Source organism: Pantoea agglomerans (assembly GCF_021397715.1).
In the GTDB taxonomy this organism is placed as follows: Bacteria; Pseudomonadota; Gammaproteobacteria; order Enterobacterales; family Enterobacteriaceae; genus Pantoea; species Pantoea astica.
This window is the reverse complement of record NZ_CP090207.1, coordinates 2092177-2116715: the sequence shown is the minus strand read 5'-3', so window position 1 is coordinate 2116715 and position 24539 is coordinate 2092177. Positions and strand designations below refer to the sequence as shown.

Genomic DNA, 24539 nt, shown 5'->3' with positions numbered 1-24539 from the left:
ACAGTCTGTTTATAACATGCAATAATCAGCGGCTAATCTGTTATACATCAAGAGTCCAGCACGTTTTCGTACTCATTTTTGCGTAAGGCGAAGGATTATTTTTATGAAGCTGAAGAACACTATTCTGGCGTCCACCCTGTTATCGCTGCTGGCAGCTAACGCATTTGCCGCGCAGGAGTTAACGCCAGAAAAAGCGGCCGCGTTGAAGCCATTCGAACGTATTAATATCACCGGCCGGTTCAACGCGATTGGCGATGCTGCCGATGCGGTCTCTAAGCGTGCTGATGAAATGGGCGCGGCCTCTTACTATATTCAGGGCATTAACGACACAAACGGCAACAGCGGCAACTGGCGCGTCACCGCCGACCTGTATAAAGCCGATGCACCTGACGCGACGGTGTCAACCAGCTACCGTCGTTTCAACGGCATCAACGAGTTGCCGAAAGCCGAAGCCTACAAACTCGAACCTTTTGATACGGTATCGGTGAGCGGTTTCTTCGCCAGCCAGCCTGACGTCAATGATGCGGTCTCCAAAGCCGCCAAAGAGAAAGGCGCGGCCTCCTTCTTTATTGTCCGCCAGATTGACGCCAACAACGGCGGCAACCAGTACGTCACCGCCTACGTCTACAAGGCCGATGCCAAAGAGCGTAAGGTGCAGACGCCAAACGCCATTCCGGCCGATTCAGAAGCGGGTAAAGCCGCGCTGGCCGCCGGCGGTGCCGCGGCAGCTAACGTTGAAATTCCGGGCGTTGCCTCGTCAGAAACCCCAAGCAAAGGCGTGGGTCGTTTCTTTGAGACTCAATCCTCAACCGGCAAACGCTATACCGTCAATCTGCCAAACGGCAAATCAGTGCAGGAAGTTAACGCCATCACTGCCGCCCAGATGCAGCCGTTTGACACCGTTACCTTTACCGGACACTTTGGCACACCAACCGAGATCTCGGAAGAAGTGGCGAAGCGCGCCGCGGATAAAGGCGCCAAGTACTACCACGTCACCCGTCAGTGGCAGAACCAGAGTGGTGGTAACCTGACCGTGACCGCGGACATCTTTAAGTAATCCTGCCAGGGCGGCGCCCGCCGCCCTGCTGTTTGCATAATTCCTGTGCTGTTTTGCATATTCACGCATTGCCATCCCCTGCCGCACTCCGTAAAATCTGCCGCCTGTTTGACCGGATATTCTCATTGTTATTTGCCTGACGGCGACGATATACCTGAGATGAATACTGGTTTACCCAGCCATATATGCTAGCGGGAAGGTTGTTTTGGAGAAAAAATTAGGTCTCGGTGCCCTGACTGCGCTGGTGCTGAGTTCAATGCTCGGCGCAGGCGTGTTCAGTCTGCCGCAAAATATGGCCGCGGTGGCTGGCCCGGCCGCACTGCTGATTGGCTGGCTGATTACCGGCGTCGGCATTATTTTTCTGTCGCTGGCGATGCTGCTGCTGACCCGTCTCAAACCCGATCTGGATGGTGGCATCTTTACCTACGCGCGCGCCGGCTTTGGCGAGCTGATGGGCTTCTGTTCCGCCTGGGGTTACTGGCTGTGCGCGGTCATCGCTAACGTATCCTATCTGGTGATCGTCTTTTCCGCGCTCAGCTTCTTCACGGACAGCCCAGGCCATGTCGTTTTTGGTGACGGCAATACCTGGCAGGCGATGCTCGGCGCATCCGTCCTGCTGTGGCTGGTGCACTGGCTGGTGCTGCGCGGCGTGCAAACAGCCGCCAGCATTAACCTGATGGCGACGCTGGGCAAACTGGTGCCGCTGCTGCTGTTTATTGTGCTGGCGGTGCTGGCGTTTAACTACGATCGGTTCCGCTTCGATTTCTCCGGCGTCACGCTGGGACAGCCGCTGTGGGAGCAGATTAAGCAGACTATGCTGATCACCCTGTGGGTGTTTATCGGGGTCGAAGGTGCGGTGGTGGTGTCAGCGCGAGCCCGGCAGAAAAAGGATGTTGGTCGGGCAACGCTGCTGGCGGTACTGGCAGCGCTGCTGGTCTACCTGCTGGTGACGTTATTGTCACTGGGCGTGGTGCCGCGTGCTGAGCTGGCGGAGATGCGCAATCCGTCGATGGCCGGATTAATGACCCGCCTGATGGGGAACTGGGGCGATGCGGTGATTGCCATCGGTTTGATCATTTCGGTCTGTGGCGCTTATCTGAGCTGGACCATTATGGCGGCCGAAGTGCCGTTAATTGCTGCGCAGCAAGGTGCTTTCCCGCGCAGCATTGCCCGGCAGAACAGACACAATGCGCCAGCCGCCTCACTCTGGCTGACCAACGGCAGCATTCAGCTCTGTCTGATCCTGATCGCGGTGACCGGTGCCAATTACAACAACCTGCTGACCATCGCCTCAGAGATGATCCTGGTGCCCTATCTGCTGGTGGGTCTCTACCTGATCAAAGTGGTTCGTGGCCAGCATAAGCCGCTGGCAATGGCGGTGGGCATTGGTGCCAGCCTCTACGGCATCTGGCTGCTTTACGCATCCGGCCCGCTTCATCTGATGGCCTCAGTCATTCTCTATGCGCCAGGCTTATTGCTGTTTCTGTTTGCACGACGCGGCGGCCGCGCGGATATTGCGCTGACCTCACTGGAACGGATTGCGATGGGGCTGTTGATGGCGGCAACGCTGCCTGCGGTGTGGCAGCTGACGACTTAATGTGACTGTAACGGAATGGCGACGCACAGCAGGTCATCCTGCTGTGTCAGATTCAGCGGCTTGCGGTATTCCTGATGAATGGCATCCAGCTGCTCTGCAGAAAGCGGATAAGGCAGCTGAATATCAAAGCGGCTAATCTGTTGCTGTTCAGCCAGCGTAATTAAACGGGCAATGTTAATTTCGTCGCTGACCTGAGTGGAAATGATTTGTAATGCTAATTCTTTAAGCTGGTCATCACTCGCCTGTAAGCTGTGCGCAGATTTACGGGTTACCATGCCGAAAATCGGCATCACACCATAGATCGCATCGACGAAGCTCCAGCGTTTTTTGCAGGAAGCGGAAAGAAAATCACTGTAATTGAAGCAGATGCGGTCACTGTATATGGCTGATGCCAGCTCTTTATCAGACACACTCACGCTCCTCATATTAATCATTACGGTTCCGAACCTGGCGCAGAAAGGCCGCGGTTATGATGGCACATTTTGCCGGTTATATACCAGTGAGATAAGGATATTTCGTGCGATAGCGTAGAGCTCAGGACCAGGAAAAGATATGCTTTCGTTCATCCTTATTCCGCGCAGTGAACTATGAACAAAATCGTTTATGTAGAAGATGAACCCGAAGTGGGCGAGCTGATTGCCGCTTACCTGGGACGTCATGATATTGACGTCATTGTCGAGACGCGTGGCGATCGTGCCGAAGCGGTGATCGCGGAACAACAGCCGGACCTGGTGATGCTGGATATCATGCTGCCAGGCAAAGATGGCATGACTATTTGCCGCGACCTGCGAGCCAACTGGCAGGGACCGATTGTGTTGCTGACCTCGCTCGACAGCGACATGAATCATATTCTGGCACTGGAGATGGGCGCGCAGGACTATATCCTGAAAACCACTCCGCCCGCAGTGCTGCTGGCGCGCCTGCGTCTGCATCTGCGCCAGTCACTGCAGGGACAGCCGGAAGATACGCCGCCTGCCCCGGCCGCCAATCGGATGCTGCGTTTCGGCTCGCTGACTATCGATGCCCTGAATCGTCAGGTGACCCTGTTTGACGAGCAGATCGCCCTTTCCACCGCAGATTTCGACCTGTTATGGGTCCTCGCCAGCCACGCCGGACAGATCCTGAATCGCGATGCGCTGCTCAAAACGCTGCGTGGCGTCAGCTATGACGGTCTTGACCGCAGCATTGACGTTGCCATTTCGCGCCTGCGCAAAAAACTGCACGACAGCGCCACCGAGCCGTTCCGTATCAAAACGATTCGTAACAAAGGCTATCTGTTTGCGCCACAGGCCTGGGACACTCGCGTGCTATGAGAAAGCTTTTTATACAGTTCTACCTGCTGCTGTTTGTCTGCTTTCTGGTGATGACGCTGCTGGTCGGTCTGGTCTATAAATTCACCGCAGAGCGGGCGGGCCGCCAGTCGATGAACGACCTGATGGCCAGTTCACTCTATCTGATTCGCAGTGAACTGCGGGAGATTCCGCCGCGCGACTGGAATAAAACCATCAAGAGTCTCGATCTCGGGCTCTCGTTCGATCTGCACATTGAGCCTATGAGCAAATATCAGCTCGATGACGGCAATATGCGTCGGTTGCGCGCCGGTGAAATTGTCGCGCTCGACGATCAATACACCTTTTTGCAGCATATTCCGCGCAGCCACTACGTGCTGTCGGTCGGACCGATCCCCTATCTGTTCTACCTGCACCAGATGCGGCTGCTGGATATTGCGCTGCTGGTGTTTATCGGCATGTCGCTGGCGCTGCCCGTCTTTATCTGGATGCGACCGCACTGGAAAGAGATGCAGCGGCTGGAAAAAGCTGCTCAGCGCTTTGGCCGCGGTGAACTGGATGTGCGCACCCATTTTGACAGCACCTCCAGCCTGTTCCGGCTTGGCATCGCCTTTAACCAGATGGCGGAGAACATCAATACGCTGGTTGCCAGTAAGAAGCAGCTGATTGATGGCATTGCGCATGAGCTACGAACGCCGCTGGTTCGCCTGCGCTACCGGCTGGAGATGAGCGATAACCTGACGGATGGCGAGCGGGTGGCGCTCAACCGCGATATCGGCCAGCTGGAGAGCCTGATTGAAGAGCTGCTGACCTATGCCCGGCTCGACCGGCCTCGCGTCGACCTCAACCTGCGTTCGCTGGATCTGGCGAACTGGCTGCGCGAGCGGCTCGATGACTTTCGCGCCATCAATCCGCAGGTTCAGATGGATCTTGATCTGCCACAGCGGGAAAACACCGGCGTCTCCGATACCCGGCTGATGGAGCGGGTACTGGATAATCTGGTCAACAACGCGCTGCGCTATGCCAGTCAGCGGCTGCGAATCAGCCTGTGGTTTGACGGACCAATGGGCTGCCTGCAGGTGGAAGATGATGGGCCTGGCATTCCGGCTGAAGAACGCCAGCGGGTATTCGAACCTTTTGTCCGGCTCGACCCCAGCCGCGATCGGGCAACCGGCGGATGCGGACTCGGGCTGGCGATAGTGCACTCTATTGCGCAGGCGCTGAGTGGCCAGGTGACGATTGAGTCCAGCCCGCTCGGCGGGGCCAGCGTTCGCTTTTGCTGGCCGGTTGATCTACCCTTGCGGGAAATTCCGCTGCGTTAAACTATTACAAGGAGTCTTACATGACCTCAGCGTATCAACAACTTAGCGCGAAGTTTCAGCGCCTGTCGCGGTTTAATCACGTCACCGCCATCGCCGGCTGCGATATGCAAACCACCATGCCACCGGGCGGCAGCCGGGCGCGCGGTGAAGCGCTGGCTGAGATGAGCGTGTTGCAGCACCAGATTCTGACCGCCCCGCAAATCGGTGACCTGCTGCAACAGGCAGAGCAACAATCCCTGAATGATGTGGAGCGCGCCAACCTCAATGAAATGAAGCGCGCTTATCAGCAAGCCAGCCTGTTACCGGATGCCTTTGTCGAGGCGAAGTCGCTGGCTGGTTCTGTCTGTGAACATGCCTGGCGCACCCAGCGTCCGGCCAATGACTGGCAGGGTTTTGCTGCCAACCTGAAAGAAGTCGTTCGCCTGAGCCGTGAGGAAGCGCAGTTGCGTGCAGAAGCTAACGGCTGTTCGCGCTATGACGCATTGCTGGATCTGTATGAGCCCGGCATGACCCGCGCCAGACTGGATGAGACCTTTGGCGAACTCAAACGCTGGCTGCCGCAGCTGTTACAGCAGGTGGTAGAGAAACAGGCGCAACAGCCCGTTGCGCTGCCGCAGGGACCGTTTGACCTGCCCGCGCAGCGCCAGCTTGGCCTGAGCATCATGGAAACGCTGGGTTTCGACTTTAACCACGGGCGGCTGGATGTCAGCGCACATCCCTTCTGTGGCGGCGTACCGGAAGATGTTCGCATCACCACCCGTTACAATGAGCAGGAGTTTCTCAGCGCCATGATGGGCGTGATCCATGAAACCGGTCACGCACGCTATGAGCAAAATCTGCCGCAGCAGTGGCGCGGTCAGCCGGTGGCGCTGGCCCGTTCAACTGCGATTCACGAATCGCAGAGCCTGTTTATGGAGATGCAGCTGGGCCGCAGCCGCGAATTTCTGCAGCGCATACTGCCGCAAATCATCACCACCTTTGGCGATCAGCCCGCGCTGCAGGCGGACAACTTCATCCGGCTGGCGCAGCAGGTGAAACCGGGGCTGATTCGGGTCGATGCCGACGAGCTCAGCTACCCGGCGCATGTGATTCTGCGTTATGAGATTGAGCAGGCGCTGATTGAAGGCGAGATTGAGGTTGAAGATATTCCGGCGCTGTGGGATGAGAAGATGCAGCAGTCGCTGGGCCTGGATACTCGTGGCAACTACCGTGATGGCTGTATGCAGGATATTCACTGGACCGACGGTGCCTTCGGCTACTTCCCGACCTACACCCTGGGCGCGATGTACGCCGCCCAGCTGTTCCAGGCGGTCAAAAAAGCGATTCCACAGCTCAGCGAGCTGATCCAGCACGGCGAACTGCAGCCGGTCTTCCACTGGCTGCAACAGAACATCTGGCAGCATGGCAGCCGCTTCTCAACCGATCAGTTACTGATTAACGCCACCGGCGAGCCCCTCAATCCGCTCTTTTTCCGTCAGCACCTTGAACAACGCTACCTGAATAACTAAACTTCGCGGCGGTCATCTGACCGCCCTTTTCCCGCCTTGTACAATCGGTTACACGCCGATACCAAACACCCACGGACACCCTGCATCGATTTCCCTATAGTCTCTTCACCGGCCCCGCAGTGGGCTACACATGAAAAAAAAGTCCGAGGAATTTGCAATGAAAAAATTATTTGCACTGGTTGTCGCCGCTGCTATGGGTATGTCTTCTGTTGCCTTCGCTGCTGAAACAACGGCTGCACCTGCCGCTGCACCTGCGACCACAACGACCGCAGCTGCGCCAGCAAAAACTGCACACAAAACTGAACACAAGAAACACAAAAAAGCGGTGAAAAAAGACGCAGCACAGAAAGCGCAGGCGGCTAAAAAAGTTCACCATAAAAAAGCAGTAAAACCGGCTGCGCAGAAAGCGCAGGCTGCTAAGAAAGTGCACCATAAGAAAGCCACCAAACCTGCTGCCCAGAAAGCGCAGGCCGCTAAGAAAGTTCACCACAAAAAAGTGACTAAGCCTGCTGCACAGAAAGCCCAGGCGGCTAAAAAAGTGCACCACAAGAAAGTGGTAAAACCTGCACAGAAAGCGCAGGCAGCTAAAAAAGTTCATCACAAAAAAGTCGTTAAACCAGCGGCTAAGAACTAAGGTCGCCGTAGCGCGCCCGGCCACGCGTTAATGATTAAAAACACCCGGTTATGCCGGGTGTTTCTTTACTGGAGTGGATGAAATGGTGCGTCGCTATCGCTTCGAAATTATTCTGCTGATTATGATCCTCTGTGGCATTGTGGCAGCGAGCTTTTTTATTTAACGGTTGTAGCGTACTGATTAACCAATAAAACTCCCTTTTTTAGCGCCTAACGACTATAGTTATCGCAGTTGCCTGATAACAATAACGTTACTTTTTTCTCGCCATTGAGAGTTCTATGCGCCTGGCTATCTTGTTAATGGTTGGACTTTTCAGCTTTACCTCCTTTGCTCATGCCGATGACGACGACGACACGCCAACCGCGGCTGAAATCAAAATGCTGTTTTTCGGCAAAGATCATCGACAAGCCATCACCGATATTACCGCGGCGCCCTGGGATGCCATTGGTCAGCTGGAAACCGAAAGCGGTAACCTCTGCACCGCCACGCTGATTTCACCGCATCTGGCCCTGACCGCCGGACACTGCTTACTCGCGCCACCGGGCAATTTCGACAAGCCGGTTGCGTTGCGCTTTATGGCCAGTGATAAAGGCTGGCGTTATGAAATTCACGATATCGATGCCCGCGTCGAACCGTCGCTGGCTTCGAAGCTCAAAGCGGATGGTGAAGGCTGGATCGTGCCGAGTAATGCTGCCCCCTTTGATTATGGCATCGTGATTTTGCGTAATCCGCCCTCCGCTATTACGCCGATTCCGCTGTTTGACGGCTCACGCAGTGATTTAACCGCGGCGCTGAAGCAGACCGGCCGCAAAGTGACTCAGGCGGGTTATCCGGCCGATCATCTCGATACGCTCTATTCGCACAGTGACTGCCTGATTACCGGCTGGGCGCAGCGCGCCGTGCTGTCGCATCAGTGTGATACGCTGCCCGGCGACAGTGGCTCGCCGCTGCTGCTGAAAGGAGATAATGGCTGGCAGTTAATTGCGGTACAGAGCTCGGCACCGGCCGCCAAAGATCGCTATCTGGCCGACAACCGGGCGATTGCCGTCACCTCATTCCGAGATGAACTGGAAGCCTTAGCGCAGTAACAGTCTCTTCACGGGCAACAGAAGCCGGGGGCGCGTCATCACTGACGCGCCCCCGTTTTTTATCAGCCCGCAATCTGCTCCATGGTCTGCAGAATGCGCTTGTCAGAGATCGGATAAGGCGTGCCGAGCTGCTGGGCAAAATAGCTGATCCGCAACTCTTCAATCATCCAGCGGATCGCCTTCACCTCTTCATCATCCTGGCGCTGCGGTGGCAATTTATTGCGCCACGCCTGGTATGCCTGCTCCACCGCCTGCACTTTCAACATCCGCGCCCGATCGCTGTGCGGATCGGCGGGCAATTTTTCCAGACGCCGTTCGATGCCGTGCAGGTAGCGCAGGCTGTCGCCGAGGCGCTGCCAGCCATTGCCGGTGACAAAACCGCGATAGACCAGACCACTGAGCTGCGCCTTGATGTCGGATAGCGCCAGCGCTATCGTCATGTCGACCCGCCCTTTCAGCCGCTTATTGATGTTGAATACCGCCGTCAGGATCTGCTCGACCTGCTTAGCTATGGTCACCACGGTTTCATTCAGTTCACCGCGCACTTTATCCCGCAACGCCTCAAAGCCGGCCTGATCCCAGGCAGGCCCGCCCGCGTCGGCGATCAGCTTATCGATGCCACAGGCGATACAGTCGTCGATCAGCTCCATCACTTTGCCATACGGATTAAAGTAGAGACCGAGTTTGGCCTTGTTCGGCAGCTTTTCGTGCAGGTATTTCACCGGCGACGGCACGTTCAGCAGCAACAGACGGCGCTGACCGCGCCACATCATTTTTTGCTGCTCCTGTTCGCTGTCGAACAGCCGAATGGCAACGCTCTCTTTCTCATCGACCAGCGCCGGCCAGGCTTTCACCTGATAACTGCCGCGCTTCTGCTCATAGCTGCGCGGCAAATCACCGAAGCTCCAGATATGCAGCCCGCTCTGTTCCAGCCCGTCATCCGCCACTTTCGACAACGTTTCCTGCACTTTGCCTTTCAGCTGCGCCTTGAGGGCGGTCAGATCTTTGCCTTCCAGCAGTTTGCGGTTGTGTTCATCTACCACCCGGAAGGTCATTTTCAGATGATCGGGCACCTGTTCCCACTGCCAGTTGTCCCGCTCCAGCGTGACGCCGGTCATGCGGCGAAACTCACGCGACAGCGCATCCAGCAGCGGCATCTCCATTGCGGTAACCCGGCCGAGAAACGCTTCGGCATAGTTAGGCGCCGGCACCAGATTGCGACGCAGTGGTTTAGGCAGCGACTTAATCAGCGCGATAATCAGTTCACGTCGCACGCCCGGGATCTGCCACTCAAAGCCGCTGTCATCCACCTGATTAAGCAGCGGCAGCGGAATATGCACCGTCACGCCATCGGCATCGGCACCCGGTTCAAACTGATAGCTCAGCTTCAGCCTGAGATTGCCCTGATGCCAGAAGTTGGGATAGTCGAGCTGGCTGACCTTGTCCGCGCCCTCTTTAATCAGCATCTGCTTATCAAAGTTCAGCAAGTCCGCATTGTCACGGCTGGCCTGCTTCCACCAGCTATCAAAGTGCTTCGCTGAGACCACCTCTTTACCGATACGCTGATCGTAAAAGGCAAACAGGGTTTCGTCATCGACCAGAATGTCGCGACGGCGCGATTTATGCTCCAGATCTTCAACTTCGCTGCGCAACTTCTGGTTGGTGCGGAAGAAGGCGTGACGCGTCTGCCAGTCACCTTCCACCAGCGCATGGCGAATAAACAGCTCGCGGCTCAGAGTCGGATCGATAGCGCCATAGTTAACCTTGCGCGCCGCCACAATCGGCAGGCCATACAGCGTCACTTTTTCGGTTGCCATCACCGCGCCCTGTGATTTCTCCCAGTGCGGTTCGCTGTAGCTGCGCTTGATCAGATGCTGCGCCAGCGGCTCAATCCATTCCGGCTCGATGCGGCCGGCGGTCCGGCCCCACAGCCGGCTGGTCTCGACCAGTTCCGCCACCATGGTCCATTTTGGCGGCTTCTTAAACAGCCCGGAGCCGGGGAAAATGGCGAAGCGGGTATTGCGCGCGCCGGTGAACTCCTGCTTATCCGCATCCTTCTGGCCGATATGCGACAGTAGCCCGCTTAACAGCGCGCAGTGGATCTCGCGCATGCCTGCCGGCTCGCTGTTGACCGGTATGCCCAGTTCGCGCACCACCTGCCGCAGTTGGGTGTAGATATCCTGCCATTCGCGCACCCGCAAATAGTTAAGGAAGTCACTTTTGCACTGGCGGCGGAACAGGTTACCCGACAGCGCTTTCTGCTGCTCCGCCAGGTAATTCCATAAATTGACGAAGGCCAGGAAGTCGGAATCTTTATCGGCGAATCGACGGTGTTTTTCATCTGACGCCTGCTTTTTCTCGGCGGGCCGCTCACGCGGGTCCTGAATCGATAAGCCCGCAGTAATGATCATCACTTCGCGGACGCAGCCAAATTTCTGTGCTTCCAGCACCATCCGCGCCAGACGAGGATCGACCGGCAACTGCGCCAGCTGGCGGCCTGAACCGGTCAGCCGGTAATGGCCATCGTCTTCATTCAGGGTCAGTGCGCCCAGCTCTTCCAGCAGGCGTACGCCATCCTGAATGTTGCGCTTATCGGGCGCTTCCACAAATGGGAACGCGGCGATATCACCCAGCCCCAGCGCGGTCATCTGCAGAATCACCGATGCCAGGTTAGTGCGCAGAATTTCCGGATCGGTAAACGCCGGGCGACTGAGAAAATCATCCTCAGAGTAGAGGCGGATACAGATCCCCTCTGATACGCGTCCACAGCGTCCTTTACGCTGATTGGCCGACGCCTGTGAAATCGGCTCAATCGGCAGCCGCTGCACTTTGGTGCGGAAGCTGTAGCGGCTGATGCGCGCCGTTCCCGGATCGATAACATATTTGATGCCCGGCACCGTCAGCGAGGTTTCCGCCACGTTGGTAGCCAGTACGATTCGCCGGCCGCTGTGCGACTGAAATACCCGGTTTTGCTCGGCATTCGACAGGCGGGCGTAGAGCGGCAGAATCTCGGTATGCGGCAGATCGCGTTTAATCAGTGCGTCGGCGGTATCACGGATCTCGCGCTCACCGCTCATGAAAATCAGGATATCGCCGCGACTCTCATGGTCCAGTTCATCCACTGCATCAAAGATCGCCTGCAGCTGATCGCGATCGCCATCATCCGCCTCTTCCACCACCGGCCGGTAGCGCACTTCCACCGGATAGGTACGGCCGGAAACTTCAATCACCGGCGCATTATTGAAATGCCGTGAAAAGCGCTGCGGATCGATGGTGGCCGAGGTAATGATCACCTTGAGATCGGGCCGGCGCGGCAGCAGTTCGCGCAGGTAACCCAGCAGGAAGTCGATATTCAGGCTGCGCTCATGCGCTTCATCAATAATGATGGTGTCGTACTGCATTAGCAGACGGTCCTGCTGTATTTCCGCCAGCAAAATCCCGTCGGTCATTAATTTAATCTGGGTCAGATCGCTGACCTGATCGTTAAAACGCACTTTATAGCCGACGCAGCCGCCAGGCGAGGTATCCAGTTCGTCGGCGATACGGTTGGCCACGGTACGGGCCGCCAGGCGGCGTGGCTGAGTATGTCCAATCAGCCCGGTCACGCCGCGTCCCAGCGCCAGACAGATTTTTGGTAACTGGGTGGTTTTACCGGAGCCGGTTTCGCCCGCCACAATCACCACCTGATGATCGCGTATCGCTTCAGCAATATCCTGCTGCTTCTGGCTGACCGGCAGATTTTCCGGGAAGGTGATGGCCGGCGTAGCCGCGCGGCGCTGGGCCACCCGCTGTTCGGCAGCGGCAAAATCCTGTTCCAGCTCGCTGGCGATGCCCTGCTGAGCGGCGGGATTTTTCACTTTCCTGGCGCCCTGTAAGCGGCGCTGCAGGCGCTGGCGATCGCGCAGCATTAACCCGTCAAGCCGTGACCAGAGTGAAGCCAGTGGGGAGGTATCGGGAGATGACATAATAATGACGTACCTTACTCAGACGCTGTCGCTGCTGTCGCAGCGCGCTGCAAGCCGGGATAACCGGCTGATTCAATAAAATAATTAGGCGCATCATAGCACATTTCGACCTGCGCCGGCGCGCGGCGCACGTTACGCTTATTCAATAAATTCGAACATTGACCTCGAAATATTGCGCTTTCACCGCGCCATTGATAACCGTAGAGTGTAAACCATTGAGCGGAAAGCCTTCCGCGTTACAGACAGGAAATCACCATGAGCAAAGTTTTAGTTCTGAAATCAAGCATCCTCGCAGGCTACTCACAATCCAGCCAACTGGCTGACTTCTATGTCGAACAGGCACAATCTCAGGGCAAAGAAGTGACCGTCCGCGATCTGGCGGCTAACCCGATTCCGGTACTGGATGGTGAGCTGGTCGGCGCGCTGCGTCCGTCTGACGCTCCCCTGTCGCCACGTCAGCAGGAGGCGCTGGCGCTGTCTGATGAGCTGATTGCAGAACTGCAGGCCCATGATGAAATCGTAATTGCGGCACCTATGTACAACTTCAACATTCCGACTCAGCTGAAGAACTATTTCGACCTGATTGCCCGTGCTGGCGTGACCTTCCGCTACACCGAAGCAGGCCCGGAAGGTCTGGTGAAAGGCAAGCGTGCGGTGGTGATCTCCAGCCGCGGCGGCATTCACAAAGATACCGCGTCCGATCTGCTGACCCCCTACGTGAAACTGTTCCTGGGCTTCATCGGCATCACCGACGTTGAGTTCGTGTTCGCTGAAGGTATCGCTTACGGTCCGGAAGTGGCCAACAAAGCCACCGCAGAAGCTAAAGACGCCATCCAGCAGATCGTTACTGCCTAATCATTTGATGCCGTTGTACTTGCCGGGCCCTGTGCCCGGCTTTTTTATGCCTGCTATTGCTCTTTTTTCAGCCACTGACCATTAATGCCGCGCACATATTCTCCTGCGGCGGCCCGGCTCACCAGCTTCTGACCGGCAATCGCGGCCACCTCGGCGGTGGTTAAATGGTTCTGCTCTGCTACCCGCTGATACTGCTGCTGTCGCCCCGCATTGATTTTCTCCGTCAGCGCCAGGGTTTCGCTGTCCTGCGCACGCGCGGCCAGATAGCCGGAAAGGGTTTCGCCGACCCGTCCCGACTGACGCGCCTCATCCAGCGTCAGCGCCCAGGCAGGCTGGGCGATCATCAGGGCAAGTAACAGGGCTACGCTGATGCGTTTCATACTCGCTCTCCTCAGAACAGATCGCTCTGGTTTTTCAATAACGCTTCCACGTCTTTATCCACTTTGATGTGAATCTCATGCTCGATTTTCACGTTCATGTTGATGGTGATCGGATCTTTCGGTGCCGTCACTTCAATGCGCGGCACGCAGCCGATCAGCGGCAGCCCGGCTGCCAGAACCAGTAATGCCCTGAGGCTCATGGTGTGGTGTCCTTGTTCGATGGCAGGGCGGCATGTTGCTCCACCCAGGATTGCAAATTATCGCCAAAGCGCAGACTGCGCCACAGCTGAAACAGATTTTCCTGATGACGATAGTTGAGATTCACGGTCTGCCGACGATTACTGAACTGGCTGACGCCCTGCACCTGGGCCTCCATGGTGAGATCGCCCACCGTATTCAGATTCAGCGTGGCCCAGGAGCGGGAGATTTCCATGTAGCGCAGCCAGTCCAGCGCCGCGCCGGTGGCGACATTATTGCGGGTGATCGCATCCGCCATATCTTTATCCAGCCGGAAGGTCAGCGGGCCACTGTTGGCGATCCACCCTTTCTCGATCAGCCAGCGCGGATGGTTCAGCCACAGCGGCAGTTCGCCGTTGATCCGGCCCGACATGGCAAACTGTTTCGGTTTAATCGCCGTCACCAGCTCACTGAGGCTGATATTGCGCAGCGACACGCGCGCCGGCTGATGCTGCGGCATCCGTAATGCCGGTAAGCTAATCTGACCGCCCAGCAGATCGAGACTCACCTCCTGTAAGGTCAGCGGCGCCTGTTCGCTCCACGGCCAGGCGCCCTGCAGATCGGCGCGTATATTCTGCATCGCAAACTGGTTTTTTATCTCAGCGATACGCAGCGATACCGGGCCATGCTGTCCAAACTGCCACTGCTGATCTTTCAGGCGGAACGGCAGCGAGAAATCGACGCCGTTAATTTCACTGTCCGGAGTCCAGAGACTGCCCGCTTTGACTATCCAGTGACCACCCGCCTGGAAACCCTGATCGCGCGCCGCCGAGAACGCCACCTGCGCCCGCAGCTCACCGCCGCGAATCTGCATTTTCAGATCCGGACTGAGTAAGGTCTGGAACACGGTCAGCGATTGCTGCGGCCACCAGGCTTCACCACGCAGCCGTTCGCCATCCCAGCGACCGTTGACCCGCACCGGACCCACCCTGCCAGCATTGAGTGATCCTCGCCAGGTAAAGTTACCGGGATCGCGACCTTTCGCTTCGAAGTCGAGCGTCGAATCCGCCAGCCTGCCGCCATAACTGAATCGGGTAGCGCCCGCCTGTAGCCGGAAGCTACCGTTGAAAGAGGGATTCTGCGCCGCGCGCTGCCAGTTGACCGGCGCAGTCAGCGTCAGCCGCGGCTTTTCCACCTGAACGCTGCCATAAGCGAGGTGGTTGAAGCCGGTGGAGAGCGTATCCAGATGAATCAGCGTGTCCCGCCAGCCGCCGGTGCCTTTAACATCCCAGCGCGCCTGAAGCGGCAGCATTTCGCCTCCGCCCCAGTAACGCCAGTTCCATTCGCCTTTATCCGGCCAGAAATCGGTGGCGCGGCCATCCAGATGCAGCCGGAAATGACCAAAACTGGGGTCGTGCGCATTCAGGATCGCCTGTAACCGCCCATCAATGCCCTGTGCGGAGATCCGGACGCCAGCCAGCGGCCAGCGCGCCTCATCCACCTCCAGCGTAGAGAGCAGACGACCCCGCAGGCGCAGCAGTGATTTGGGTTGCAGCAGCAGTTGCGGATCGAGCAGTGAGCCGCTGAGCAGACCCGGGATCGATCCGTACAGCTGCATCTCGGCCAGCTTGCTTTCGCCGGTCAGCTGAAAGGGCAAATGGCTGTCGGTCAGACTCAGATGCCCCGGACCGAGACCCAGCACCACGTTGCCTTTACCGCCGCGTCCCTGGGTTAACAGGTTAATCCGGCCGCTGATTTGGCTGGTTTCAAGGCCCGACTGCCAGTTAGCCAGCGTCAGATTGATAAATCCGGAGAGCGGCTGACCGGCCAGCGGCCAGAAGTACTGGCCCTGCTCGATGCGGATCTGATCGTCGCCGATCTGCCACGGCAGTTGCAGCAGCGGCCGGACGTTATCCGGCATCGCCACACTGAGCACGCCCTGTTGCTGCTGCCAGTTAAGGGTCAGCTGCAGCGGATGCGGCAGCGCGGTCAGCGCCAGTTGCCCGGCGACTTCGCCGCTCACCGGCAGGCCGCTGGCGAAGGTCGGCAGCTCCAGATGGCCGCTGAGTGTGACCGGCTCAGGCAATGCGGGATGATTCAGCGTCAGGCGATTGATGGCGAGCTGCTGTCCGGTCAGCGTCGCCGCCAGTTGCAGATTTTCACCCTGATAACGGAGTTGCTGCTGATTTTTCTCTAAGGTCAGATCCAGGGCGCCGGCGTAAGCCTGCCACGGCGTAACAACCAGTTTCGCCAGGTGAACGTCGGCGCCCGGCAGCATCGCCTGCCACTCGGCCAGGGTTTTGGGTGCCGCCGAGGGGCCGTCAGCGGCAGGTAATTTTTGCAGGCAGTCGCTGTTCAACGTCAGCTGTGCGGCATTCAGCTTCCAGCGGGAATTTTGCCAGCCGAGTGACACCTCATTCACTTCCGCCAGCGGACAATCCTGTGCCAGATAGCGAATAGCCGGAAACCACAGGCCGCCGTCCCGCCAGCGCGGCGAGCCGGAAAGCGCAATCCGGGTATCTGGCGGCAGCCAGATGCCGACTAACCGTGGCAGCCATTGGGTGATCGTCAGCAGTAAGCCCAGCAGCAGCAGAATCAGCGCCAGAATGGCCGCCAGCCGTCGCCGGAAAATCCGTGGCATCACAGCCATAATCCTTTTCCTTACAGTATCCTGACAATGATGATGGCATGTAACGTCCCGAAGGTGAAGGTCCCGCCCGCGCGCAAATCAGCGGTTAGAGCAAAGTCAGTCAGAAAACGTTATCCTTGTTTCACACCCGTACGCAGGAGCACAACGATGAAGATCGCGGTTTACAGCACCAAACATTACGATCAGAAGTACTTCGAACAGGTTAATCAGCAATTCGGTTTCGAACTGGTCTTTTTTGACTTTTTGCTTACCGAGAGCACGGCAAAAAATGCCGTCGGCTGTGATGCCGTCTGTATCTTTGTCAACGATGATGGCAGCCGCCCGGTACTGGAAGAGCTGGCGTCGCTGGGCGTGAAGTACATTGCCCTGCGCTGTGCCGGTTTTAATAACGTCGATCTGGCCGCCGCGGCGGAGTTTGGCCTGCCAGTCGTCAGGGTGCCGGCCTATTCCCCGGAAGCGGTGGCGGAACATACCGTGGGTATGATGCTCACGCTGAATCGTCGAATCCATCGCGCCTATCAACGCACCCGTGACGCCAACTTCTCACTCGACGGGCTGACCGGATTTAATATGCACGGTAAAACCGCTGGCGTCATCGGTACCGGTAAAATTGGTATCGCGACGATGCGGATCCTGAAGGGATTGGGTATGCACTTGCTGGCCTTTGATCCCTATCCCAGCGATGAAGCACTGGCTTTGGGTGCCGAATATGTCGATCTGAAAAGGCTGTTTGCCGAATCGCATGTGATTACGCTGCACTGTCCATTGACGTCAGAAAATTATCACCTGCTTAATGCCGAGGCATTCAGCCAGATGCGTGATGGCGTGATGATCATCAACACCAGTCGCGGTAGCCTGATCGATTCCCAGGCGGCAATTGATGCGCTGAAACAACAGAGGATTGGGTCGCTTGGCATGGATGTGTATGAGAATGAACGCGATCTGTTCTTTGAAGATAAGTCGAATGACGTGATTCAGGACGATGTTTTCCGCCGTCTCTCTGCCTGCCACAACGTACTGTTTACCGGCCATCAGGCGTTTTTAACCGCCGAAGCGCTGACCGCCATCTCTGAAACAACCCTGAGTAATCTCAGCCAGCTCGATCGTGGCGAAAATTGCCCGAATCAACTCTCAGCCTGAACAGGCGGGCCGGAAACCTCCGGCCTGTCACTTAACGGGCGCAGCGTCCGCCGATCAACGCCTGCTCATCGCAGCGACGACCATTCACCAGCTGGCACATCCCGACCCGGGAGCCGTCCAGCTGATGTGAGAAAGCCAGCGTGCCGCCTGCATTGGAACAGGTACTTTCGGCCAGCGAGGACATCATCACCCGTGGCTGGATATGGGCGGCTGTCGCCTGTTGCGGTGGCTCGTTGTCATCACTGTTGCTGCTGCAGGCAGAGAGTAACAGAGCGGCACCGGCCAGCAATAAGGTGGCTGCTTTCATCAATCGGACTCCGGGAGTTGAGGTTAAAGGCCTGGTCAGCATATGTCAGGCAGCACAAGGGGTCGAGAGGTGAAACAGCTTTTTACAAAATTCTCCCGCGTCATTTGCAAGCAGAATTATCTTGTTTACCTGCTATCAGCGAATTGTCAGACTTCCTCTGCCATTCTTAAATCGGAGTAATGCCATGTTAATGGACATGTTAATTCGCATCGCCCTGGCAGGCATCCTTGGTGGCCTGATCGGAATGGAGCGCCAGATGCGCGCCAAAGAGGCGGGGCTGCGCACTCACATTCTGGTCGGCATCGGCAGCGCGATGTTTATGCTGGTGTCGAAATATGGGTTTGCCGACATGCTGACCAATGAGCATGTCGCGCTGGACCCGAGTCGCGTGGCGGCTCAGGTGGTCAGCGGTATGGGTTTCCTGGGCGCAGGCACCATCATGGTTCAGAAACAGGTGGTGAGAGGTTTAACCACCGCCGCAGGCCTGTGGGTGACGGCGGCGATTGGCCTGGTGATCGGTAGCGGGATGTATGAGATCGGCATCTACGGCACGGTGCTGGCGTTGTTAGTGCTGGAAGTCTTTCGCCGTCTCAGCCATTTTTTGATCGGCAAGCATCATACGCTGCTGGTGTTTCTCAAACCCAAAAGCGTGCCGCTGGTGTTACTGGTGATGCAACGCGAAGGGATTCGATACGGTAACGTGACAGTGGTTAATCGCGATGAAGAGAGCGGCCTGTGCGAACTCAGCATTCAGGTGACGCTGTCACGCAAATCCAACGATGCGCACCTTTACGATAAGGTGATGGAAATCAAAGGGGTGCAGTCGCTGGAGATGATGTAGCTGCGCCTGACCGGGGTTGATGCGAGTAGAGATGTCAAAAGTGATGGGCAAAAATCACCGCGCATCAGGGTCGCGAACCGGCGGTAAAGCGCCTGCGGTTACGCAAAATTCACCTTCTCGTCACCCTTTTTCAATGACCTGAAACATGGAGCCGGGGGTAAATTGATGCCATAATCCGCCTTAATTGATCTACGTGATAATTCTGGCTGGAGACTAATGGCTTTTAATCCGGATGATGTTGACGATGCCCTGTCCGATGGCAGGCATAGAAATTACGGCATGATGCTTAAACTGATCGTCCCGGTTGCCATCGCCGTAGCGGTCGGCATCATGCTGATCGTTAACCATCGGGATTCTGTGAACAATGCGTTAGATACCGGCAACTGTCTGGTTGAGGACGGTATTCACGAATTTTTTGCCTCACTCAAGCTGTTCCTGCACCAGGCCTACCGCTGGATTTTTAAAGCCTGTGGGTAATAGAAATTAATGCAGTAAAAAATGAATTAAGCCGTGATGGTTTATCAATAGCAACACGCCAACATACATAATTGCAACATAGCATAATAGAAAAACAATCAGCGTAACGCTGAATTTGTATTTTTTGATTTTGTTTGCCTTCCCTGAATGAGTCATATTCTTTATACAGCAAAGCAGAGTATAGATTTCGTTGCTGGTTATTTAACGTTTTCATTAAAATTCTGTATTCACAAAACGTGCGCCGTGGCGTGTTTACAGATTTTTCCTGCGCCTGATGATTAAGTGACCCGTAACGGACAATATTACATACGCTATTGCAATAATGTATCCGCTCTGCGGGAGCGGGCAGCCCTTCCCTTGCACCCAGCAGTGACGCCACCTGAACGCTGTTTAATCGCAGCATTATCGAGCACGCGGCCAGAAACCCAATTTAAACGTCATGGTCATAATTATAATTCAGGCTAATAAACAGCGTTTCAACAGCGCTGTTATATTCAACCTTACCGCTGCCCGGATATATCAGCCAGCCGGAAGTTATAGAGATACTGACTTTACCGAAAGCATGCTCTTTATAGTAAAAATATCTGTTTTTGATTTAAATCAATCCAGCCAGCTGCAGATTATTTTTTGTTGAGACCTTATTGAATGAATCTGGCGCACCCTGTTCGCTTTTATTAACGCGGTAACCGCCATGAAATACCTGTTCGTTCTGTTAATTGTTTTTATTAATGCGGGATGTGCCGCAAAAAAAACAGATGCCGTGAGCGCAGCCTGGCAGGCATCGATGCCCTCCTGCTCAGCACACAGCAGCGAGATCGATTGTCAGTGGAATAATGTGCCGGATCGCGATGGTTAACCGCGCACCTGACCCGAGAACCGCGCTTATCCTTCAGCTGCGCTGAGCGGCTGGTTTCACCGCGACGGCTAACCTCTCTTACCTGGCGGGCGGCGCACGTTTATCTGCTGATTAGTTCACGCCAGCGCTGACAAGCGCGGCAACAATCCGTACCATACGCTGCATATTCGTGACACCGCAGAGAGTTGATCACCTGAACGCGAGCCCAGGCAGGCTGACCAGGTGCGATCTCTGGTTTTAGAGATAGGTAAAAATGCAAGATAATCAAACGGTTGACAAGAAAGAACAGTACAACCTTAATAAGCTGCAAAAACGCCTGCGTCGCCATGTCGGCGAAGCGATCGCTGATTTTAATATGATTGAAGAAGGCGACCGCATTATGGTTTGCCTGTCCGGTGGTAAAGACAGCTATACCATGCTGGAAATTTTGCGCAGCCTGCAAAAAAGCGCGCCGGTCAATTTCAGCCTGATCGCGGTTAACCTCGATCAGAAGCAGCCGGGATTCCCGCAGCACATTCTGCCCGAGTATCTTGAATCGCAGGGGGTTGAATACCGGATTATCGAAGAAGATACCTACTCGATCGTTAAAGATAAGATCCCGGAAGGCAAAACCACCTGCTCGCTCTGCTCGCGCTTGCGTCGCGGTATTCTTTACCGCACTGCCAGCGAGCTCGGCTGCACTAAGATTGCCCTGGGACACCATCGCGATGACATTTTGCAGACCCTGTTCCTGAACATGTTTTACGGCGGCAAAATGAAAGGCATGCCACCTAAGCTGATGAGCGATGACGGCAAGCACATTGTGATTCGCCCGCTGGCCTACTGCCGCGAAAAAGATATTATCCGCTTCTCTGAAGCGCGCCAGTTCCCGATCATCCCGTGCAACCTGTGTGGCTCTCAGCCGAACCTGCAGCGTCAGGTGGTGGCCGATATGCTGCGTGACTGGGATAAGCGTTATCCTGGCCGCATCGAGACCATGTTCAGTGCGATGCAGAATCTGGTGCCTTCACACATGGCCGATATCAACCTGTTCGATTTCAAAGGCATTAAGCACGGCGATGCGGTCGTCGACGGCGGCGATCTCGCCTTTGATCGTGAAACATTGCCGCTACAGCCTGCTGGCTGGCGCGCGGAAGACGAAGACGTGCCGGAGATCAGTGCGCGTCTGGATGTGGTGCAGATTAAGTAAGCCTTTTGCCACGATTAAGGGCGTGCTGTTAACAGCACGCCCTTTTTTTATATGTTCCGATGCGGTGGCGGGTCCATGACGGGTGGAAATTCCGGGTCCGGTGGCGGATCGGGCTGCGGTTGCGGCTGAGGAATCGGGTCAGGAATCGGGGTCGGATCCGTGGGGATAGGCTCGCTGTTAAGAATCGCGTTCATGCCGTGCTCCTTTTCTTGCGAATGGACTTTAAGCATAGGAAAGGAAACGCCTTACAGCCAGGCGGCAAAAAAAAAGCCGGCACAGTGGCCGGCGTGTTTCGAATTAAATGTGCTATGCATTAATTCTAAATCAGGAAGTAAGACAATATGGAGCGCAACGCCCATCGCTTGACGTTGCATTCACCTGCGAGAGAGATTTTGCGTCAGTCGCGGTTAAGGGTTATTGATGTCGATCAGCTTTTGTCGGCTTAGTGCCACTTTTGCATCGGATGCTGCTGACAGCCCGCTACAGCCAGCGCCGTTTACGCAGGTAGCCTGCCACGCTGAGCGCCAGTATCACCAGCAGCAGACAGAAAATGGTGAAGCCATAATGCCATTCGCCACCCGGAATGCCGCCGAGATTGACGCCAAACAGGCCGGTCAGAAAAGTGGCAGGCAGAAAGATCATCGCCATCAGCGACATGGTATAGGTGCGGCGGTTCATCGACTCCGCCATCTGCGAAGCCACTTCATCCGCCAGAATGGCGGTGCGCGCCACGCCAGCATCGAGGTCATCCAGCCCGCGCCCGAGGCGATCGGCAATTTCCTGCATCCTTCGACGCTCGCTGTCGTCCATCCAGCCCAGCTTCTCACTGGCCAGCCGGGCATAGACATCACGCTGCGGTGCCATATAACGCCGCATCACAATCAGCTGTTTACGCAGCAGGCCCAGTTCGCCACGCGCCGGCATCCGCTGATCGAGCAGCGCATCTTCCATTTCGATGATTTTGTCATGCAGCTCTTCGATAAACTCACTGGTGTGATCGGTCAGCGCATCGCAGACATCCACCAGCCAGCTGCCACAATCGATGGGACCATTGCCGTTCTGCAGATCGGTCAGCACCTCATCTACCGCGAACACTTTACGCCGCCGGGTTGAGACAATCAGTTTGTCGTTGATAAACACCCGCATCGCCACCAGCTGGTCGGGACGCGCATCGCTGTTGTGGTTGACGCTGCGCAGCACGATCATAAAACCATCACCCAGCCGGCTGACGCGCGGACGCATGCTGTCGCCCGCTAAGGCGTCACGCACGGCATCGGGGATCTGCGCTGTCGATTGTAGCCATTCGGCACTCTGCCGATGGGTATAGTTCAGGTGCAGCCAGCAGGGACGCTCGCAGTGAATCACTTCATCTTCTGCAATCGGGATCAAACCGCCCTTTCCGTCCAGCTGGCAGGAAATGATGGCGTCCGATACCTGTAATGCTTTTCCGTCTATGACATCCACAACCGTGCCTCGCTATCAAAATCAATACGATACAGTCTAGCGTGGCGGCGTTGAGTTGCAATCATTGGGCTGTGTAGAAAGATGTCAGACAGCGGCCTGATGCCAGGCCGCATAAGGCTTAATGTTTTTCAATCCACAGTTCGCGGCTATAGGCCACATCTTCCGGGTTGGTGATCGGATAGCCTTTGACCCAGGGTTTGATCAGGCGGCCATTGGTGTACTGGTAGATGGGCGCAATCGGTGCCTGCTGAGCCAGTATCTGTTCGGCGCGATTGTAATCGCTGTTACGGGCCTGATCGCTGGACTCTTTACTGGCTTTCGCCAGCGCCGCATCGTAGTCGGCGTTGCTGAAGCGCGCAATATTGCTGCTATTGCCTGAGGTCAGCAGATTGAGGAAGGTAGAGGGTTCATTGTAATCTCCGACCCACGATGCCCGGATCACATCGAAATTACCGCTGTTGCGGCTGTCGATGTAGGTTTTCCACTCCTGATTCTCCAGCGTGACATCAACCCCGAGATTCTTTTTCCACATTGAGGCCACCGCAATCGCGATTTTCTGATGGCTCTCAGAGGTGTTGTAGAGCAGTTTCAGGTGCAGCGGTTTATCCGGTCCGTATCCGGCTGCCGCCAGCAGCGCTTTGGCCTGCGCGTTCAGACTGTTTTGATCGTGCTGTTGCATAAATGACGGCAGCGGCCTGAAGCCCGCGGTGACGTCCGGTGTAAAATGCCACGCCGGTTTTTCACCGGTTCCCAGCACTTTATCCGCAATAATCTGCCGGTCGATCGACCATGTCAGCGCTCTGCGCACCCGCACATCGGCGGTAGGCCCTTTTTGGGTATTAAATGCGTAGTAGTAAGTGCCGAGCTGGTCCGGAGTATAAACCTGACCGGGCAAGGTTTTCTTCAACAGCGCATACATGTTTTTCGGGAAGGATTCGGTGATATCAATGTCGTTAGAGCGATAACGTTTGGTGGCGCTCGACTCCTCATTAATCGGCACGAAGGTGACTTTGGTCAGCACCGAATGCGCATCATCCCAGTAGTGCGGGTTACGGGTCAGCACGATTTTCTCGTTCACCACCCTTTCGCTCAGCTGATAGGCGCCGTTACCCACCAGTTTACCTGGCGCGGTCCAGCTATCGCCCTGCTGTTCAATCACCTTCTGCGGCACCGGGAACAGGGCGACGTTGGCGACCAGCGCCGGGAACCACGGCACCGGCCGATCAAGCGTGACCTTCAGCCGGCTTTTATCCTGCGCCACTACTCCCAGCTTGTCGGGCGTCATCTCGCCTTTGGTGATGGCGGCCGCATTCTCAATGCCGCTTAACGCTGCAAACCAGGCAAAGGCCGAACTGTTGTTCGGATTCACCAGTCGCTGCCAGCTGTAGACAAAATCCTGCGCGGTGACCGGCTCGCCGTTGGACCAGCGGGCATTGTTGCGCAGGGTGAAAATCCAGGTTTTGTTATCGCTGCTGCTCCAGCTCTGCGCCACGCCCGGCACGATTTTGCCCTGCGCATCCTGATTGGTCAGCCCTTCAAACAGATCGCGAATGACCTGAATTTCCGGCAGCCCGACCGCTTTGAGTGGGTCAAGCGAGGCAGGCTCATCTTTGATATGGCGAACGATCTGCTGCTGGTCGGCGAGCTGGGCGCCGGCCGGCACATTTGCCGCCAGCGCGGGTGTGATGACGCTGCTCAGGCTGATCGCCACCAGCGTCATGCGAAAGGTCTTTACCATCATCA

The 24539-nt window shown here is 56.2% G+C and carries 21 protein-coding genes; 13 read left to right on the top strand and 8 right to left on the bottom strand.

Features of this window, described 5'->3' with window-relative positions; translation table 11 throughout:
• Positions 1 to 103: 103 nt before the first annotated feature.
• On the top strand, positions 104 to 1057 hold the full coding sequence (ydgH, locus tag LZU96_RS10065) for a DUF1471 family protein YdgH (RefSeq protein ID WP_233984223.1): 954 nt from the start codon (positions 104 to 106) through the stop codon (positions 1055 to 1057).
• A gap of 205 nt (positions 1058 to 1262) precedes the next feature.
• Positions 1263 to 2654, top strand: coding sequence for a basic amino acid/polyamine antiporter (locus LZU96_RS10060; RefSeq protein WP_233984222.1), 1392 nt, complete (start codon positions 1263 to 1265; stop codon positions 2652 to 2654).
• Here the strand turns inward: LZU96_RS10060 and LZU96_RS10055 are convergent.
• Entirely contained in the window at positions 2651 to 3064 is a 414-nt protein-coding gene (locus LZU96_RS10055; protein ID WP_233984221.1) for a hypothetical protein, read from the bottom strand. The two genes, LZU96_RS10060 and LZU96_RS10055, sit on opposite strands and share 4 nt — an antisense overlap.
• 177 nt (positions 3065 to 3241) lie before the next feature.
• Here LZU96_RS10055 and rstA point away from each other — a divergent pair, with 177 nt between their 5' ends.
• The 5 genes from rstA (at position 3242) to LZU96_RS10030 (ending at position 8495) form a co-directional block, all read left to right on the top strand.
• Positions 3242 to 3967: a two-component system response regulator RstA gene (rstA, locus tag LZU96_RS10050; protein ID WP_233984220.1), complete on the top strand. Its 726-nt coding sequence runs from the start codon at positions 3242 to 3244 to the stop codon at positions 3965 to 3967.
• Positions 3964 to 5265 (top strand): two-component system sensor histidine kinase RstB, encoded by a 1302-nt coding sequence (gene rstB, locus LZU96_RS10045; RefSeq protein WP_233984219.1) that lies wholly within the window; start codon positions 3964 to 3966, stop codon positions 5263 to 5265. Before rstA ends, rstB begins: the two co-directional genes overlap by 4 nt.
• Before the next feature lie 20 nt (positions 5266 to 5285).
• Positions 5286 to 6773: a carboxypeptidase M32 gene (locus LZU96_RS10040; protein WP_233984218.1), complete on the top strand. Its 1488-nt coding sequence runs from the start codon at positions 5286 to 5288 to the stop codon at positions 6771 to 6773.
• A gap of 157 nt (positions 6774 to 6930) precedes the next feature.
• Positions 6931 to 7407: an acid resistance repetitive basic protein Asr gene (gene asr, locus LZU96_RS10035; RefSeq protein ID WP_233984217.1), complete on the top strand. Its 477-nt coding sequence runs from the start codon at positions 6931 to 6933 to the stop codon at positions 7405 to 7407.
• Positions 7408 to 7685: 278 nt separating this feature from the next.
• Entirely contained in the window at positions 7686 to 8495 is an 810-nt protein-coding gene (locus LZU96_RS10030; RefSeq protein WP_233984216.1) for a trypsin-like serine peptidase, read from the top strand.
• A gap of 62 nt (positions 8496 to 8557) precedes the next feature.
• Here LZU96_RS10030 and hrpA read toward each other — a convergent pair whose 3' ends face one another.
• Positions 8558 to 12460 carry an ATP-dependent RNA helicase HrpA gene (gene hrpA / locus LZU96_RS10025; RefSeq protein ID WP_233984215.1) on the bottom strand — a complete coding sequence of 1301 codons (3903 nt, stop codon included), beginning with the start codon at positions 12458 to 12460 and terminating at the stop codon, positions 8558 to 8560.
• A 255-nt stretch (positions 12461 to 12715) separates the two neighbouring features.
• Between hrpA and azoR the strand changes: the two genes are divergently transcribed.
• Positions 12716 to 13315, top strand: a complete 600-nt coding sequence (gene azoR / locus LZU96_RS10020; RefSeq protein ID WP_233984214.1) for an FMN-dependent NADH-azoreductase — start codon at positions 12716 to 12718, stop codon at positions 13313 to 13315.
• Between the two features lie 53 nt (positions 13316 to 13368).
• On the opposite strand, the gene LZU96_RS10015 is transcribed toward azoR, so the two are convergent.
• Genes LZU96_RS10015 through LZU96_RS10005 form a run of 3 tightly spaced genes read right to left on the bottom strand, consistent with a single transcriptional unit; the run spans position 13369 to position 16522 of the window.
• Positions 13369 to 13695 (bottom strand): YdbL family protein, encoded by a 327-nt coding sequence (locus tag LZU96_RS10015; RefSeq protein WP_233984213.1) that lies wholly within the window; start codon positions 13693 to 13695, stop codon positions 13369 to 13371.
• A gap of 11 nt (positions 13696 to 13706) precedes the next feature.
• Positions 13707 to 13895 (bottom strand): YnbE family lipoprotein, encoded by a 189-nt coding sequence (locus LZU96_RS10010; RefSeq protein WP_031376780.1) that lies wholly within the window; start codon positions 13893 to 13895, stop codon positions 13707 to 13709.
• On the bottom strand, positions 13892 to 16522 hold the full coding sequence (locus tag LZU96_RS10005; protein ID WP_293003705.1) for a YdbH family protein: 2631 nt from the start codon (positions 16520 to 16522) through the stop codon (positions 13892 to 13894). The genes LZU96_RS10010 and LZU96_RS10005 overlap by 4 nt, the downstream gene beginning before the upstream one ends.
• 147 nt (positions 16523 to 16669) lie before the next feature.
• On the opposite strand from LZU96_RS10005, the gene LZU96_RS10000 reads away from it, so the two are divergent.
• A complete protein-coding gene (locus LZU96_RS10000) occupies positions 16670 to 17662 on the top strand; it encodes a 2-hydroxyacid dehydrogenase (protein ID WP_233984212.1) in 993 nt (330 codons plus the stop codon).
• Between the two features lie 31 nt (positions 17663 to 17693).
• Here LZU96_RS10000 and LZU96_RS09995 read toward each other — a convergent pair whose 3' ends face one another.
• Complete coding sequence (locus LZU96_RS09995) at positions 17694 to 17969, bottom strand: DUF333 domain-containing protein (RefSeq protein WP_233984211.1); 276 nt, start codon at positions 17967 to 17969, stop codon at positions 17694 to 17696.
• Between the two features lie 184 nt (positions 17970 to 18153).
• Here LZU96_RS09995 and LZU96_RS09990 point away from each other — a divergent pair, with 184 nt between their 5' ends.
• The 4 genes from LZU96_RS09990 to ttcA all read left to right on the top strand — a co-directional run bounded on the left by LZU96_RS09990 (position 18154) and on the right by ttcA (position 21332).
• A complete protein-coding gene (locus LZU96_RS09990) occupies positions 18154 to 18810 on the top strand; it encodes an MgtC/SapB family protein (protein WP_233984210.1) in 657 nt (218 codons plus the stop codon).
• Between the two features lie 216 nt (positions 18811 to 19026).
• Positions 19027 to 19287, top strand: a complete 261-nt coding sequence (locus tag LZU96_RS09985) for a hypothetical protein (protein WP_233984209.1) — start codon at positions 19027 to 19029, stop codon at positions 19285 to 19287.
• 691 nt (positions 19288 to 19978) lie between these two features.
• Positions 19979 to 20143, top strand: coding sequence for a hypothetical protein (locus tag LZU96_RS09980; protein ID WP_233984208.1), 165 nt, complete (start codon positions 19979 to 19981; stop codon positions 20141 to 20143).
• A gap of 253 nt (positions 20144 to 20396) precedes the next feature.
• Positions 20397 to 21332 (top strand): tRNA 2-thiocytidine(32) synthetase TtcA, encoded by a 936-nt coding sequence (gene ttcA / locus LZU96_RS09975; protein WP_233984207.1) that lies wholly within the window; start codon positions 20397 to 20399, stop codon positions 21330 to 21332.
• A gap of 480 nt (positions 21333 to 21812) precedes the next feature.
• On the opposite strand, the gene zntB is transcribed toward ttcA, so the two are convergent.
• Complete coding sequence (gene zntB, locus LZU96_RS09970) at positions 21813 to 22796, bottom strand: zinc transporter ZntB (RefSeq protein ID WP_233984206.1); 984 nt, start codon at positions 22794 to 22796, stop codon at positions 21813 to 21815.
• Between the two features lie 118 nt (positions 22797 to 22914).
• Positions 22915 to 24534 (bottom strand): peptide ABC transporter substrate-binding protein, encoded by a 1620-nt coding sequence (locus LZU96_RS09965; protein WP_233988171.1) that lies wholly within the window; start codon positions 24532 to 24534, stop codon positions 22915 to 22917.
• Positions 24535 to 24539 lie beyond the last annotated feature (5 nt).